The 14,242-nt window shown below is 51.2% G+C and carries 17 protein-coding genes; 8 read left to right on the top strand and 9 right to left on the bottom strand.

What is annotated here, in order from left to right; genetic code table 11:
* Positions 1–59: 59 nt before the first annotated feature.
* A complete protein-coding gene (locus LZP69_RS15395; RefSeq protein ID WP_234201605.1) occupies positions 60–815 on the top strand; it encodes an NRDE family protein in 756 nt (251 codons plus the stop codon).
* A gap of 4 nt (positions 816–819) precedes the next feature.
* Here LZP69_RS15395 and LZP69_RS15390 read toward each other — a convergent pair whose 3' ends face one another.
* Positions 820–1,242 (bottom strand): YybH family protein, encoded by a 423-nt coding sequence (locus LZP69_RS15390; RefSeq protein WP_234201604.1) that lies wholly within the window; start codon positions 1,240–1,242, stop codon positions 820–822.
* Positions 1,243–1,354: 112 nt separating this feature from the next.
* Between LZP69_RS15390 and LZP69_RS15385 the strand changes: the two genes are divergently transcribed.
* Positions 1,355–1,900: a lysophospholipid acyltransferase family protein gene (locus LZP69_RS15385; protein WP_234201603.1), complete on the top strand. Its 546-nt coding sequence runs from the start codon at positions 1,355–1,357 to the stop codon at positions 1,898–1,900.
* Between the two features lie 29 nt (positions 1,901–1,929).
* Positions 1,930–2,553: a LysE family translocator gene (locus tag LZP69_RS15380; RefSeq protein WP_234201602.1), complete on the top strand. Its 624-nt coding sequence runs from the start codon at positions 1,930–1,932 to the stop codon at positions 2,551–2,553.
* Between the two features lie 8 nt (positions 2,554–2,561).
* Here LZP69_RS15380 and LZP69_RS15375 read toward each other — a convergent pair whose 3' ends face one another.
* Positions 2,562–3,815, bottom strand: a complete 1,254-nt coding sequence (locus LZP69_RS15375; RefSeq protein WP_234201601.1) for a mechanosensitive ion channel family protein — start codon at positions 3,813–3,815, stop codon at positions 2,562–2,564.
* 91 nt (positions 3,816–3,906) lie between these two features.
* Between LZP69_RS15375 and LZP69_RS15370 the strand changes: the two genes are divergently transcribed.
* Positions 3,907–4,065: a DUF3157 family protein gene (locus tag LZP69_RS15370; protein WP_234201600.1), complete on the top strand. Its 159-nt coding sequence runs from the start codon at positions 3,907–3,909 to the stop codon at positions 4,063–4,065.
* A 60-nt stretch (positions 4,066–4,125) separates the two neighbouring features.
* Here the strand turns inward: LZP69_RS15370 and hutH are convergent, their stop codons facing one another.
* From hutH to hutC, 3 genes are all read right to left on the bottom strand, one after another.
* Positions 4,126–5,658 (bottom strand): histidine ammonia-lyase, encoded by a 1,533-nt coding sequence (gene hutH, locus LZP69_RS15365; protein ID WP_234201599.1) that lies wholly within the window; start codon positions 5,656–5,658, stop codon positions 4,126–4,128.
* A gap of 27 nt (positions 5,659–5,685) precedes the next feature.
* Positions 5,686–7,356: a urocanate hydratase gene (gene hutU / locus LZP69_RS15360; RefSeq protein ID WP_234201598.1), complete on the bottom strand. Its 1,671-nt coding sequence runs from the start codon at positions 7,354–7,356 to the stop codon at positions 5,686–5,688.
* A 72-nt stretch (positions 7,357–7,428) separates the two neighbouring features.
* Positions 7,429–8,136 carry a histidine utilization repressor gene (gene hutC / locus LZP69_RS15355; protein ID WP_234201597.1) on the bottom strand — a complete coding sequence of 236 codons (708 nt, stop codon included), beginning with the start codon at positions 8,134–8,136 and terminating at the stop codon, positions 7,429–7,431.
* 180 nt (positions 8,137–8,316) lie between these two features.
* Here hutC and hutI point away from each other — a divergent pair, with 180 nt between their 5' ends.
* Positions 8,317–9,543 (top strand): imidazolonepropionase, encoded by a 1,227-nt coding sequence (hutI, locus tag LZP69_RS15350; RefSeq protein ID WP_234201596.1) that lies wholly within the window; start codon positions 8,317–8,319, stop codon positions 9,541–9,543.
* Between the two features lie 50 nt (positions 9,544–9,593).
* Here the strand turns inward: hutI and LZP69_RS15345 are convergent, their stop codons facing one another.
* Together LZP69_RS15345 and LZP69_RS15340 are read right to left on the bottom strand one after the other, a co-directional pair.
* Entirely contained in the window at positions 9,594–9,971 is a 378-nt protein-coding gene (locus LZP69_RS15345; RefSeq protein WP_234201595.1) for a hypothetical protein, read from the bottom strand.
* Between the two features lie 60 nt (positions 9,972–10,031).
* Positions 10,032–11,003 (bottom strand): PDC sensor domain-containing protein, encoded by a 972-nt coding sequence (locus LZP69_RS15340; RefSeq protein WP_234201594.1) that lies wholly within the window; start codon positions 11,001–11,003, stop codon positions 10,032–10,034.
* A gap of 154 nt (positions 11,004–11,157) precedes the next feature.
* On the opposite strand from LZP69_RS15340, the gene LZP69_RS15335 reads away from it, so the two are divergent.
* From LZP69_RS15335 to LZP69_RS15325, 3 genes are all read left to right on the top strand, one after another.
* The gene (locus LZP69_RS15335) at positions 11,158–11,310 is read left to right on the top strand and encodes a hypothetical protein (protein ID WP_234201593.1); all 153 of its coding nucleotides are present in this window, start codon (positions 11,158–11,160) and stop codon (positions 11,308–11,310) included.
* 90 nt (positions 11,311–11,400) lie between these two features.
* Entirely contained in the window at positions 11,401–12,087 is a 687-nt protein-coding gene (gene mtnC, locus LZP69_RS15330) for an acireductone synthase (RefSeq protein ID WP_234201592.1), read from the top strand.
* Positions 12,088–12,237: 150 nt separating this feature from the next.
* Positions 12,238–12,666, top strand: coding sequence for an acyl-CoA thioesterase (locus tag LZP69_RS15325; RefSeq protein WP_234201591.1), 429 nt, complete (start codon positions 12,238–12,240; stop codon positions 12,664–12,666).
* An 18-nt stretch (positions 12,667–12,684) separates the two neighbouring features.
* Here LZP69_RS15325 and LZP69_RS15320 read toward each other — a convergent pair whose 3' ends face one another.
* Both LZP69_RS15320 and LZP69_RS15315 read right to left on the bottom strand, forming a co-directional pair.
* Positions 12,685–13,689: a Solitary outer membrane autotransporter beta-barrel domain gene (locus LZP69_RS15320; protein ID WP_234201590.1), complete on the bottom strand. Its 1,005-nt coding sequence runs from the start codon at positions 13,687–13,689 to the stop codon at positions 12,685–12,687.
* Between the two features lie 117 nt (positions 13,690–13,806).
* Entirely contained in the window at positions 13,807–14,211 is a 405-nt protein-coding gene (locus tag LZP69_RS15315) for an acyl-CoA thioesterase (protein WP_234201589.1), read from the bottom strand.
* Between the last annotated feature and the right edge of the window lie 31 nt (positions 14,212–14,242).

Below are 14,242 nucleotides of genomic sequence, written 5' to 3'. Positions count from 1 at the left end.
GCGTTTAACCTACAACAAGGCTAAGTTAACACCATGAGCCGCCCAACCATGTCAGGCCTATGTGTATCTTATTTGTCGCCCTAGAGGTACATCCGGATTATCCATTGATCGTCTGCGCCAACCGCGACGAGTTTCATATTCGCCCCACCGAACCGGCCCATTTCTGGCCACCGGATGATCAGATATTGGCGGGAAAAGATCTCCAGGCCGGCGGCACCTGGCTGGGCATCAATCGCAGTGGCAAGTTGGCGGCGCTGACCAATATTCGCGCACCTCAGTTACAGCAAAACGACAAACTCAGCCGCGGCGAGCTGGTCATTAAGGCCTTACGAGAGGAGCTGACACCCGACTGGTTGGCGCAGCATAGACATAGTTATAACCCTTTTAACCTGCTGTTTAGTCTGGATGATGGACTGTATTGCTATCACAGTCTCTCGGGAGATTGCACCCGATTAACGCCGGGATTTCACGCCATCAGCAACGGCGCACTGGACGATATCTGGCCCAAGATGGCCAAAGGCACCCAAGCCTTAGAGGCACTCTTATCTAAGGAGACTCCACCCGATATCAACGCCCTGCTGACAATAATGACAGATGATACTCAAGCCGATGACAGTGCCCTGCCGCAAACTGGCATCAGTCTGGAGTGGGAGCGCCAGCTCTCTTCTATCTACATCAAACATCCAGAATATGGCACCCGCTCCACCTCGATAGTCCTGTTCGACAACCAGAGAAACTGCGAATTTACTGAGGTACGCTACGATGGCAAAGGCAGAAATTTAGGCAGACAGAGCTTTAAACTAACGCAGAATTAAAATACTACTCTGAGGTATGATCATGAGTGATCACCCATCTATCATCTATCTTCTCCAGCAGTAGGGTAAACAGCCCCTCAGGCTTATCTTTAGCGCGGATCAATTGCCAGCGCCCCACCACCATAGCAGCAGAGTTATTGAAAACCTTGATCTCCACTTGCGTCAGTTGCAACTTCCCCATCAGCGCCCGGGTTGAATAATACTTCTTAAAGGCATCTAGGGTTTCTTGCCAGCCATAGCGAAATTTCTTGCCCGATGCGATACGCAGTTTTTCGCTGCGCCAATAACCTTGCATATAGGTATCTATGTCACCCGTATTCCAGGCCGCTTCCTGGCGGGCAAGCATATGGGTGATCTCATCCGTCGGCACTGCCGACACACAACACGGGATGCAAAATAAGAGAAAAAAACAGAAAACCTTAAACATTTTCGACTCCTTAGAGCGAGAGTAAGATCTGATGTATAATGGTTAAACTTTGTGTAAGCTATTATCAATAAATAGAAAAACCACGACAACATATCTATATAGAGCTTAACTCATGTGGCAATTTTTTTGTAAAACTCTGCTGAAATTAATCGGCTGGAAACTCGATGGTGCCCTGCCGGATGTGCCGCAATATGTCACTATTGTTGCCCCTCACACCAGCAACTGGGACTTTATTATCGGCGTACTTGCCCGTGGCGCGCTGGGGCAAAAGATTCACTTCCTGGCGAAACACCAACTCTTTATTCCGCCCTGGGGCTGGTTTTTCAAGGTGCTTGGCGGTACTGGCGTTGACAGACGCCAAAACAATAACCTGGTGGACTCTGTTGTACTGCTCTTCAGACAAGATCCCCAGTTTAAACTGGCACTAGCGCCCGAGGGGACCCGCAGCCATGTAGATCGCTGGAAAACCGGCTTCTATCGCATCGCCGAGAAAGCCCAGGTGCCGATAGTGACGGTGGCCTTCGATTTCGATCGCAAAGCCGTGGTGATCCCCGCACCTTTTTATGTCAGCGGGGAGATAGAAAAAGATATGCGCGCCATTTTGAATTTTTATCGCGGTATCCAGGGCTATCATCCTAAAACCTTACCCGGTGCCTAACCCTTCTCACTGCTGACGTAATTTATCCTATGACCTTAGATACCTGGCTGCTCTACCTGTTTGCCATTGTGCTAATCGCCCTCTCGCCGGGCACCATGGCGATCTTATCCATGAGCCACGGCATCCATTTTGGCAAGAGCCGCTCTCTGGCGACAGCCAGCGGCAGTGTCTGTTCTGCACTGTTGTTGATGTGCGCCTCGGCAGCAGGACTCGGCGCGCTGCTCAGTGCCTGGGAATATGGTTTCAGCGTACTGAAATATTGCGGCGCAGCCTATCTTCTCTACCTGGGTATCAAACTGCTGCTGACCAAGGCAAAAGATCACAAGATCAGCCTGTCGGCCACAGGGGAGGGCAAGCCGGCACTGCTGTTTAAACAGGCTTTTATGGTGGGGATAAGCAACCCCAAAGATCTGCTGTTTTTCGGCGCACTATTTCCCCAGTTTATCGATATGAGTCAGCCTCAGGGGCCACAATTAGCGATTCTGGCAGGCACCTGGGCTCTGGTGGATTTCAGCTTTGTGATGATCTACGCCTGCCTGGCTAACATTCTCGCGCCCTGGCTTAAAAGCAATCAAAAACTGCACTGGTTTGACAGGATAAGCGGCGGCCTGTTTATCGGTCTGGCCGCCCTATTAGTCACACGTCACAGCTAATTCTGACGTCACTCGCTTTTTAAACTGCGAATGTCTGCCCCTGAGGGTGCCTGAAATGCCCGCAAGTTGAACTGGGGCAGAATAGCGTAGATATGATCGAAAATATCGGCCTGAATATCTTCATAAAAGGCCCAGCGGGTATCGTTGGTAAAGATATAGATCTCTATGGGTAGCCCCTCTGTTGTGGGCGCGAGCTGGCGCACCAGCAGAGTCATCTCCTGATGCACCTTGGGGTGCTTTTGCATATATTGCAACAGATAGGCACGGAAGGTGCCTATATTGGTCAGATGGCGGGTATTCACTGGCATTTCACCATCTTCAACCTTGGCATTGTGCTCGCTTATTTCACCCTTCTTGCGGGCAAGATACTCTTTGAGCAGATTAATCTTACCCAGACGCGCCAGCTGCTCCTCGGTTAAAAACCCGATGGAATCCACATCGATATTCACCGCCCGCTTGATGCGACGCCCGCCGGATTCAGACATGCCACGCCAGTTCTTAAAAGCGTCCGACACTAGGGCATAGGCGGGGATCATGGTAATAGTCTTATCCCAGTTCTGCACCTTAACCGTCGTCAGCGACACCTCTTCGACGGCACCATCGGCACCATACTTGTCCATCTGGATCCAATCTCCCGGGCTGACCATGCGATTCGCTGCCAGCTGAATACCGGCGACAAAGCCCAGTATGGTGTCTTTGAACACCAACATCACCAGACCGGTTGCAACCCCTAAGCCGCTGAGGAAATAGATTGGCGACTGCTCCGATAAGATAGAAACCGAGACGATCAGGGCCACAAAGAAGAGGAACAGCTTACATAACTGCACAAAACTCTTGATCGGCAGACGACGGCTAAGCTGATTGTGATTGGCTATCTCGTTGCCCGAATCGAGCACGCTGAATATCGCCCTCACCACAAGGATCACTATCACCACATCCAGCAGGCGATCCGTCATGCTGGCAAGCAGTTCATGGTTAGTTAGCACCAGCGGCAGGCTGATATTAAGCAGCAGAGCAGGAACTATGATTGCCAATTTTTCCAGCACGCCATTATGCATAAAGATATCATCCCAGCGTACCTTAGAGCGCTGGATCACCAAATTCATAGTGCTGACGACAAGGCGTTTCACCACAAAATAGACCAAGAATGCCACCAGCAAACAGGCGAAGGCCAATACCCCGGTCGCCATTGCGTCGGCTGAACTCTCAACCCCTAATTGAGTCAACCAAGTTGACACTTGAGTGCGTAATTCCTGCTCCAAAATATCGCTCCCTAAATCAGATGCTGTGCAGGCCTAGCCAACGAGCGCAAAAGCCAAACTCTTATTTTATCTGCATACTAGCACAGTTATTTTGTCCGCCATAAGCAAGCCGTTTGCCCGGTGGCCGGAGACCTACCTTCGCAAGGGGCAAAAGCGCAGCAGCGACACAATCTGGATAGAAGGGGTCGATAAAAACCGCTGGCAGCAAGAGTCGATGACGATAAAGATCACCGACATGAGTTCGCGTTAATTATCCCAATAAAAAAGGGCCTTACGGCCCTTTTACATTGAAAAGCTTAATCTTACCCGATTAAAAACTCGGTAGGGTATTCGCTGGCAGATAGGCGTTGAAGCTGGCCGTTAACAAGAGTTCGGTCGCCTCTTCAATATCGGGACCAAAGAATCTGTCTTTGTCATAGTAGCTTACTCGCTCACGCAGCTCGGCCTTGGCCTGCGCAACTGCATGTGATGGCTGCAAAGGCGCACGGAAGTCTAAGCCCTGAGCCGCAGCCAGTAGTTCCACCGCCAGCACGCCACGGGTATTTTCTGACATATCACGCAGGCGGCGCGCCGCGAAGGTCGCCATAGACACATGATCTTCCTGGTTTGCCGAAGTAGGCAGGCTGTCCACAGAAGCTGGATGGGCATAGGTTTTGTTCTCTGAAGCCAATGCCGCCGCCGTCACCTGGGCAATCATAAAGCCTGAGTTCACTCCACCGTTTTCCACCAAGAATGGTGGCAGCTTAGAGAGGTTAGAGTCGATCAGCAGAGCGATACGACGCTCGGCAATCGAACCCAACTCGGCGATGGCAATCGCCAGGTTATCGGCCGCCATGGCCACAGGCTCGGCATGGAAGTTACCGCCAGAGATGATGTCGCCCGTATCCTGGAACACCAGCGGGTTATCCGTTACGCCATTGGCTTCTGTCTGCAGCACCTCGGCGGCCTGACGGATCTGAGTCAGACAAGCACCCAGCACCTGAGGCTGACAACGCAGCGAATAAGGATCCTGCACCTTCTCACAGTTGATGTGATCTAAGCTGATCTCAGACTCAGTTCCCAGCAGATGACGGAAGATGGCCGCAGAGTCGATTTGACCTCTCTGGCCGCGCGCAGCATGAATACGCGGATCGAACGGACTACGACTGCCCATGGCCGCTTCGACGCTCATGGCGCCAATCACTGAGCTGGCGGCAAACAGATCTTCGGCATTAAACAGACCTTCGAGCGCCAGCGCCGTCGATGCCTGAGTGCCATTAAGCAGCGCCAGCCCCTCTTTGGCGGCAAGCTCGATAGGCTCAAGACCTGCAATGGCCAAGCCCTCTTTGGCAGAGATGATCTGACCCTGATAGCTCATCTCACCTTCGCCCAAAAGCGGCAAACACATGTGTGACAAAGGTGCCAAGTCGCCAGATGCGCCCACAGAACCTTTCTCTGGCACACAAGGGTAAACTTCGGCATTGACCAGGGCGATAAGGAAGTTGATCACCTCTAAACGTATGCCGGAGAAACCGCGGCTCAAGGAGTTGATCTTAAGCACCATCATCAGACGCACTGTGGCGTCTTGCATATATTGCCCTGTGCCCGCGGCATGAGACAGCACGATAGAGCGTTGCAGTAATTGCAGATCTTCATCGCTAATCTTGGTATTGGCCAGCAGACCAAAACCTGTGTTGATGCCATAAACCGTGCGGCCTTCATCGATCACTTGCTGCACCAAGGCGGCGCTGGTGTTGATGTCGGCAATCGCGCTCGAACAAAGTTCCAGACTCACCTTGCTACGGCTGATTTCACGCAACTGCGCCAGAGATAAGGTTCCTGGCTTTAATACTAAATGTTCCATTTACTGCCTCTTATTATTGTTAGTTGTTTACGCATTCAGCATAGGAAGATCTAAGCCCTGCTCGGCGGCACACTGCTTAGCAATATCGTAACCCGCATCGGCATGACGCATCACACCTGTGGCCGGGTCATTCCAGAGTACACGTCCAAGACGCGCCGCTGCGGCATCTGTACCATCGGCAACAATCACCACGCCTGAGTGCTGACTAAAGCCCATACCGACCCCGCCGCCATGGTGCAGGGAAACCCAGGTCGCGCCGCTGGCCGTATTCAGCAGGGCGTTCATTAATGGCCAATCCGATACCGCATCCGAGCCATCAAGCATAGATTCAGTTTCACGGTTCGGGCTGGCAACTGAGCCTGAGTCCAGATGATCACGACCGATCACGATAGGCGCAGAAAGCTCACCGTTTTTCACCATCTCGTTGAAAGCCTTGGCTAAACGAGCCCTGTCTTTCAAGCCAACCCAGCAGATACGCGCTGGCAGCCCCTGGAAGGCGATGCGCTCACGCGCCATATCCAACCAGTTGTGCAGATGAGGATTGTCTGGGATCAGCTCTTTCACCTTGGCATCGGTTTTATAAATATCTTCAGGATCGCCTGACAGCGCCGCCCAGCGGAATGGGCCTATGCCCTCACAGAAGAGAGGACGCACGTAAGCGGGCACGAAACCAGGGAAGTCGAAAGCATTTTCCACCCCTTCTTCAAACGCCATCTGACGTATGTTGTTACCATAGTCAGTGGTGGCCGCACCGGCCGCCTGTAGCGCCAGCATAGCTTTCACCTGAACCGCCATCGACTGCTTGGCCGCCTTCACCACAGTCGCTTCATCCTCGAGGCGCATCTTGGCCGCCTGCTCTAAGGTCCAGCCCTGTGGCAGATAACCATTGAGCGGATCGTGCGCCGAAGTCTGGTCTGTCACCACATCCGGGGTGATGCCACGCTCAACCAATTCGGCAAACACATCGGCAGCGTTAGCCAGCAGACCCACGGAGACAGGTGTACCGCTGGCATTGGCTTCATCGATCATCCCCAAGGCTTCATCCAGGCTGGTCGCCTTCTTATCGACATAACGGGTACGCAGACGAAAATCGATACGAGTCTCATCGACTTCACAGGCCAGCACAGAATAACCGGCCATAGTGCCCGCCAGTGGCTGTGCCCCACCCATACCGCCCAGACCGCCAGTTAAGATCCACTTACCAGCTGATGAGCCGCCAAAGTGCTTCTTCGCCATGGCGACAAAGGTCTCGTAAGTGCCCTGAACAATCCCCTGAGAGCCGATGTAGATCCAGGAACCCGCCGTCATCTGGCCGTACATGGCCAGGCCTTTCTTATCCAGCTCGTTAAAGTGTTCCCAGTTGGCCCAGTGAGGCACCAGGTTGGAGTTGGCGATGATCACGCGCGGTGCGTCGCTGTGAGTCTTAAAGACGCCCACAGGCTTACCCGATTGCACCAACAGGGTTTCATCATCTTCCAGGCGCTGTAGCACTTCGACTATCTTGTCATAACATTGCCAATCGCGCGCCGCACGGCCAATACCGCCATAAACCACAAGATCTTCTGGGCGCTCAGCCACATCCGGATGCAGGTTGTTCATCAGCATACGCAGTGGCGCTTCGGTCAGCCAACTCTTACAGCTTAATTTGCTGCCATGAGGGGCGATAATCTTACGGCTAGGATCGTGTCTGTTGTTCATTGGGACATCCTTTTTCTATTCATTTTGGGTCTTACTGATTGTTGTTATTACTTAATCCGCGTCGATCCCGGATTAAGTGTGAAATGTTAAATGGCCGCCTAATCTAAAGCGGCTACCGGGATGAATAAGCCGGGCAAAGCTCACCACCCCCTGACGCGACCAAGTGCGGCGCAGCAATTGCAAACAGGGCTCGGTAACCGCTATCTGCAGATGAGCCCCTTGCTGCTCATTCACCACAACCGCTTCTATGGTGTGGCGCGCCTCGGTCAAAGGCGCCACCTGTGACAGGTACTCGTGAGGCGTCTGCGATCGGTAATCCTGGGTCAGATAATCCGGCACCAATTTAGGATTCACAAAGCGCTCTTCGAGCTGCAGCGGCACGCCCTGCTCACAGTGCACCAGGAGGGAATAAAACACAGGTTCACCACTCTCCAACCCTAAGGCGATGGCGATCTGAGGCTCGGCAGCGATTTGGGTCAGGGCTATCTGCTCGACGCTATAACCATGGCCTCTGTCTTTAATCTCATCGGCAATATTGCGAATCGCCATCATGGAAGATTGGGATTTGAGCCCTGCAACAAAGGTGCCCAGCCCTTGAGCACGTTCGAGTATGCCTGACTCGGTCAGCTCAGTTAACGCCCGCCTTGCCGTCATACGGCTGCACTCAAACAGCTCTGCTAACTGGTTTTCAGAGGGCACGCGGCTATCTTGCTGCCACTCGCCGCTCTCCACCTTAGCCAGAATAAACTGTTTAATTTCAACAAACTTGGGCGTTACCATCCGTTCCCTCTTACTCAACTTAAGGCTGCCGAGCTGACTCAGTCCAACCTTGGCGATATCACTTTTCAAATGTGTTACATTACCGCTATAATCCTAGCTTGTATATACAAGTAAACACAAGTAAGTTTATACTCGCTTTTGCTATTAAAGAGCAAGCAGCAATCATTAAAGGGGAAGCAAATGGATTGGGATCAGGTTTGGATTGACGTCAATATCGCCACTATGGACCAAGATATTTCAGGTAGTTACGGCGCTATCCCTGATGCAGCTCTCGCAGTCAAAGACGGTAAAATTGCCTGGATGGGGCCACGCAGCGAACTGCCTGAATTTGATGTGTTATCAATGCCTGTGTATCGAGGCAAAGGCGGCTGGCTAACCCCAGGCCTGATCGATGCCCACACCCATCTGGTATTTGCCGGCAATCGCGCCAACGAATTTGAGCTGCGCCTGCAGGGTGCAAGCTATGAGGAGATAGCTCGAGCCGGTGGCGGCATCATCTCAACAGTCAAAGCCTGCCGTGAGGCATCGGAGGCTGAGTTATTTGAACTTGGCCGTCAACGCTTAAACGCCCTCGCCAAAGAGGGGGTGACCACGGTCGAAATAAAATCCGGCTATGGTTTGGATACAGAAACCGAACTTAAGCTGCTGCGGGTCGCCCGCGAGCTGGGTAAGCATCATCACGTGGATGTCAAAACCACCTTCTTAGGTGCCCATGCCATCCCCCCTGAATATAAAGATAATAGCGATGCCTATGTGGATCTCGTGGTCGATGAGATGCTACCAGCCGTGATAGCTGAAGGCCTGGCCGATGCCGTCGATGTATTTTGCGAGAATATCGCCTTCAGTCTGGAACAAACAGAACGAGTATTGTGCGCGGCAAAAGCGGCGGGACTGGATATCAAGCTGCACGCCGAACAGCTGTCCAATATGGGTGGCTCGGCCCTAGCGGCCAAGCTTGGGGCAAAGTCGGTGGATCATATCGAATACTTAGATGAAGCCGGGGTCAGAGCTCTGAGCGAAAGCGGCACCTGCGCGACTTTGCTGCCCAGCGCCTTCTATTTCCTGCGCGAAACCCAACTCCCCCCCATAGATCTACTGCGGCAATATCAGGTACCTATGGTGCTGGCTAGCGACTATAACCCGGGCTCATCGCCCCTGTGTTCCAGTTTACTAATGCTGAATATGGGCTGCACCCTGTTCAGATTAACCCCGGAAGAAGCACTAGCTGGTATGACTCGTAACGCCGCGAAAGCCCTAGGCGTAGAAGACTCAGTCGGAATATTGCGTAAAGGCATGCAGGCCGATTTCTGTTTGTGGGACATCGGCACCCCGGCGCAGCTCGCCTACAGCTATGGGGTTAATCCCTGCAAAGAGGTGGTCAAAAACGGCAAGCTAGTGCATCAATAGAGATTGCCGGGGACGGGGCTCAGATAACTGACACTTTACCCTCTGCCAGGTTAGCAGGCGTAAAAATAGACGGCCAACAGCAGAGGGCTGTATAACGTAATGCTGATTGAAGCGAGCAGATACATCCTATGCTTGCCGAAGAGCTCGGCGGCATAAGTCAGCTTAGGTGACCAGAAGAAAGAGGAAATCGACCAGATAAGTGCAATCACCAACCAGATCTGCCAAAACAAGGGGGAAAAGTAGCTCTGGTCGCTGATAAAACCGTAAAAGGCCACTAAGCCGATAGCCGTAAACGCAAGGTTTGCCATCTCTTCCACTTTGACACTCAAAGGGCTGGGATCTTTCCCCGACAGGTAACCTGCTATTTTAAACGGGACAGGCAGTACAAAGATGGCGCATAAGAGCCAGAAAGTAATTTGCCAGAACATGATTTAACTCCTTTTAAAACAGGTAAAAATTGGCTTCCAATATCCTTTTTCCACACTAGCTCAATCATTGCTTGTATGACCAGCACTAATTTTGCCATTGCCCTGTTTAAGCAGCAGCTCCGCCTTGGCGCCCAGATAGACATAGATCCCCAGTCCCACCAGCAGGCCTACCACGGCAAACATCATCCAGATCGCCGGTTGTACATATTCCATCTCCCCCAAGGATGCCTTAAACATGGTCAGCAGCGCCTCGATAGAGATGGCGATGAGTATGGTGGAGATAAACCGGGTGATGGTACGCCGGGTCGAGCTATGACGGAAGATATCTTTGTGCATCAAGACCTCCTCTTCGAGGATAGTCTTACCCAGATCGAACACGGCAAGCGCCAAGGTAATAAAGATGATGATCCCAAAGGGTTTTATCGAACCACTGGGCACCAGCCCTTCGGAGAGTAGATCGACAATATCGACTGTCGCCATGCTGATCAGCACTGTCACCATGATGAATAACCCTAAGACCAGGGCGCTGTAGATAAACTTAAACAGGGGTGTGGCTTTACGGCGGGCGCTATCGCCCATCATAAATTCGATGAGTTGGGTCAGGTTCACATCCACCACTATATAGCCATACTCTTGCTCATCTCCGATACGATAGGATGCCGACAAACACAACTTGCCACTGGCGTTAGAGAGATAGGGATGGGTGATCTTAAGCATCTCACTCTGCTGGGTCTTGGAGAAATAAGGCCTGTGGCTGCGGTTGAGATTCTTACCCACAGGGATCGACTGCACCACCCGATTGACTATCGCCACGTTGTCACTGATCTGCATACCGCTGCTGTCGAGCACATAGAGCAGCTCGACAAAGGGATAACTGTTGGCGATCTCGGCCATGGCGCGCACCCGCATGCCGGGATCCGAGAGCATCACAGGATCGCCTATGCCAACCAAAACCGATTCCAGCATCTCTTTTACCAATTGCTCATGCTCATGGTACCGCTCAATCACACTCAAATAACTCATTGCTACCATTAGCGACTCCAGCACATTTCAGTTTCACCCTTTCTTAATTCCCATCTTGCACATCTGACCTTGCAACTATGACGCCAAGCCATCTGATTGATCCGCAGACTGAAGATAAGGCAGGTTTTTCCGGCTCCAGGCCTGGCTTCTCCGGCTTAACGCCATGTTTAAAGGAGGTCTGCCTAAGCTAAGCATGATTCGTCGCGGGCGAGATACGCGCAAATTTGCACCAAAACAGGGCGAAACCTGTAATGAATGGGTGCTGGAGATGCTGGGATTATCTTTAGATGCGCACCTGCTGATATTGACTCGATAATTCACTAGCCAAACAGCCCAATTCAGCTTAGGATCTGAGCTGTAGTTTTAATACGTAATTTCGTAATACATTGTGGAGTAGAGCAACATTATGGGTATTCGAGCCATTGTGGTGGACACAGCAGGTACAACAACCGATCTCAACTTTATTAAAGATGTTCTCTTCTCCTATTCTGCTAAGGTTTTACCAGAATTTTTAGAAGATAATCAACACAATGTATTAGTAGATAACTGTCTTTCCGACATACGTGATATCGCTCTGGAACCCGATGCATCCCTTGAACGAATTGTTGAAATATTACGGCAATGGATAGCGGAAGATCGTAAGGCAACACCACTTAAAACACTACAGGGCCTGATCTGGAAACAGGGCTATGGCAAGAGTGATTTTAAGGGCCATATCTTCCCTGACTTTATTGAGGCCATCAAAAAGCTCAGCAGCCAAAATATCCGGGTCTATAGCTTCTCTTCTGCCTCTGTGGATGCACAGAAACTACTGTTCAGTCACAGCGACGATGGCGATTTAACACCTTATTTCAATGGTCATTTCGATACCCGTACCGGTAACAAAAGCTATAAGCAGGCTTACAGCAACATAATCAACACCATCAGCCTGGCGCCCAAACAGGTGCTGTTTATCTCAGATCTGCTCGAGGAGCTGAAGGCGGCACAACAGGCGGGACTACGCACAGTGCAGATGGTGCGCGACACCACACAGCGCACCGGCGATTTCAAACAGATCAGCAGCTTCGACGAGTTGGATCTCGACAACCTCTAAGCCAGCGCTCTGTTAAGCATAAAATGCTGCTGTACACATTAACAGCAGCTAGCGCATAAAAAGCACATTAGGTGCTTTTTTTGTATCTCGGTTTTGCTACCATGGCAAAATTAAACACACGTTTAAATTCAAGCCGAGTAAGGAAACAGAGTGGAAAATTTTATAGCTAAATACCCCGTTCACAGCGGCATAGCCGTCGCCTGGGGTGAGATGGATGCCCTGCAGCATGTGAATAACGTGGTATATTTTCGCTACTTTGAGACCGCCAGGATCGACTTCTTCAATCGCTTCTTTCCGCTGGGCGAGATGTATAAATCGGGTCAGGGACTGGTGATCAGCGACAACAGCGCACGCTACAAACGCCCGGTAACTTACCCGGATACTCTCAGGGTGGCGGTGACTATCGGTGAGATAAAAGAGGACAGATTTAGCACCCATTATCAGGTGTTCAGTGAACGCCAGCAGACGATCACTACCACTGGCTCATCGGTAGCCGTGATGTATGATTTTAAAACCCAGAGAAAGATACCACTGCCGGAAGATCTCCTAGCTGTGCTGCGTCAGCATCAGCAAAAATAGCAGCTCATAGCCATGAGGTCACAGGGGCTCATTGAGCAGCAAGACGATCCCCCCGCCACTGAGGCCACTGTTGATATTGATAGTGATCCCCAGACCTATGCTGGACAACCAGGAGACCAGGGATGAGGTTTCGATAACCCAGCCGGCACCGAACTCATAATAGTTATCTGTACCTATGGACTGGATAACATCGCCGGTTAAGTCGACCCGCTTGACCAGAAAACGTACCTCGTTTGCCTTATCCCATACACTGGGCAGTTCATAATGGAATAGGAACGCATTGCTCCAGCGCCCCACTTGGGGAGACACACTCTGAGCGCCATTGTCCGTCATCACAGTCCTGCCGATGGCAAAACGCAGGGTACTGATATATTCCCATTTATGGCCAAACAATTCACTCGTGTAGGTGAACTCGGCATTGGGGTCGATCATGATGGCGCCAAGGCTGGTATTAACCAAGGCGTCATCGAACAGAGGTTTCACCTGCCGCAAAACAGGATCGTTATAGATCAGGCTATTGTCCTGCCAGATAAGTTGTCCACCGGCGCCCAACACCACTTTCCAGTTATCACTAATTTGGTATTTCCATTTAAATTCCGAGGCGAACAGATAACTGGTATCCTCCAGCGGACTGCTGATGGTCTCATCATTAATCCCCTTGATATGGTCCTTCGCATGGACGTAAGAGAAACGGACAGCGTAGGCCCCTTGCCAGTCATCGGTCAGATCCATCTCGTCGCTTTCCCAGGGAACTGTGTAACTCTTTAACTGACTGCGGCGTTTTAAGGAGTCATCATCACCGGCATTCACATTGCCTAAATCATCTAGATCCACTATGGCATTGGGATTAAAGTCCACCACACCCAAGGAGATAAGATTGGCATCGGTCAGCACTATGGCGCTGGTAAAATCGCCTGTCACTTTCTGCTTTATGGCTTTACGCAGTATGGGGTCGATGGCATTGGCTCGGCTACTCAAGGCGAGAAGAAGCAGCAGAGATATGAGCCAAAATCGATTAATCATCTTAGTAATCAACACCAAACCCCATTTAAAAACAAAACAACTTAAGCGCAACACTAAGATATCATAATTATTGCCAACGGAAAGATGGCGACACAAATAAAGCTGTTCGCTTGCCGATTATGCCCCGCCGTGTTCCGATAAACGCTGACGAATGTCATCATTGATCCTGACACTTTTCTCTGTAGCATAATCATAGTGAACTAGGGTAGTTTGTGCTTCTGCGGTCTTCTTCCCCTGCTGCCAGCACTGCTGGGTGATCTCAAAACTGCTGTTGCCGACCCGGCTGATCCAGCTTCTGATCTCAACCGGCGAGCCATAATAAGTCGGCGCGCTAAAGGCAATGGTAAAGCCCGCGACTATCAGGTTCCATTTGTCGATATTCAACCCTGGATTAAAGATCTCAAACACAGGTTCACGTCCCGCCTCAAACCAGATAGGAATGACAGTATTATTGATATGACCTAAGCCATCGGTTTCATTGAATCTAGGTTGCAGGGCTAAACTAAAGAAGGGAGTGGACATGGGGAAAATCCTTGTACGGCATATTGTTATT

It is taken from the genome of Shewanella sp. AS1 (genome assembly GCF_021412565.1).
GTDB lineage: Bacteria > Pseudomonadota > Gammaproteobacteria > Enterobacterales > Shewanellaceae > Shewanella.
The sequence above is the reverse complement of the archived record's forward strand: the minus strand, read 5'-3'. Positions and strand labels throughout refer to the sequence as shown.

Coding starts and splice junctions, on each gene's coding strand:
- LZP69_RS15320 (WP_234201590.1), bottom strand. CDS start 13,689: ATGATTAATCGATTTTGGCTCATATCTCTGCTGCTTCTTCTCGCCTTG.
- LZP69_RS15335 (WP_234201593.1), top strand. CDS start 11,158: ATGTTTAAAGGAGGTCTGCCTAAGCTAAGCATGATTCGTCGCGGGCGA.
- hutI (WP_234201596.1), top strand. CDS start 8,317: ATGGATTGGGATCAGGTTTGGATTGACGTCAATATCGCCACTATGGAC.
- hutH (WP_234201599.1), bottom strand. CDS start 5,658: ATGGAACATTTAGTATTAAAGCCAGGAACCTTATCTCTGGCGCAGTTG.
- LZP69_RS15380 (WP_234201602.1), top strand. CDS start 1,930: ATGACCTTAGATACCTGGCTGCTCTACCTGTTTGCCATTGTGCTAATC.
- LZP69_RS15395 (WP_234201605.1), top strand. CDS start 60: ATGTGTATCTTATTTGTCGCCCTAGAGGTACATCCGGATTATCCATTG.
- LZP69_RS15385 (WP_234201603.1), top strand. CDS start 1,355: ATGTGGCAATTTTTTTGTAAAACTCTGCTGAAATTAATCGGCTGGAAA.
- LZP69_RS15345 (WP_234201595.1), bottom strand. CDS start 9,971: ATGTTCTGGCAAATTACTTTCTGGCTCTTATGCGCCATCTTTGTACTG.
- hutU (WP_234201598.1), bottom strand. CDS start 7,356: ATGAACAACAGACACGATCCTAGCCGTAAGATTATCGCCCCTCATGGC.
- hutC (WP_234201597.1), bottom strand. CDS start 8,136: ATGGTAACGCCCAAGTTTGTTGAAATTAAACAGTTTATTCTGGCTAAG.
- mtnC (WP_234201592.1), top strand. CDS start 11,401: ATGGGTATTCGAGCCATTGTGGTGGACACAGCAGGTACAACAACCGAT.
- LZP69_RS15390 (WP_234201604.1), bottom strand. CDS start 1,242: ATGTTTAAGGTTTTCTGTTTTTTTCTCTTATTTTGCATCCCGTGTTGT.
- LZP69_RS15315 (WP_234201589.1), bottom strand. CDS start 14,211: ATGTCCACTCCCTTCTTTAGTTTAGCCCTGCAACCTAGATTCAATGAA.
- LZP69_RS15340 (WP_234201594.1), bottom strand. CDS start 11,003: ATGGTAGCAATGAGTTATTTGAGTGTGATTGAGCGGTACCATGAGCAT.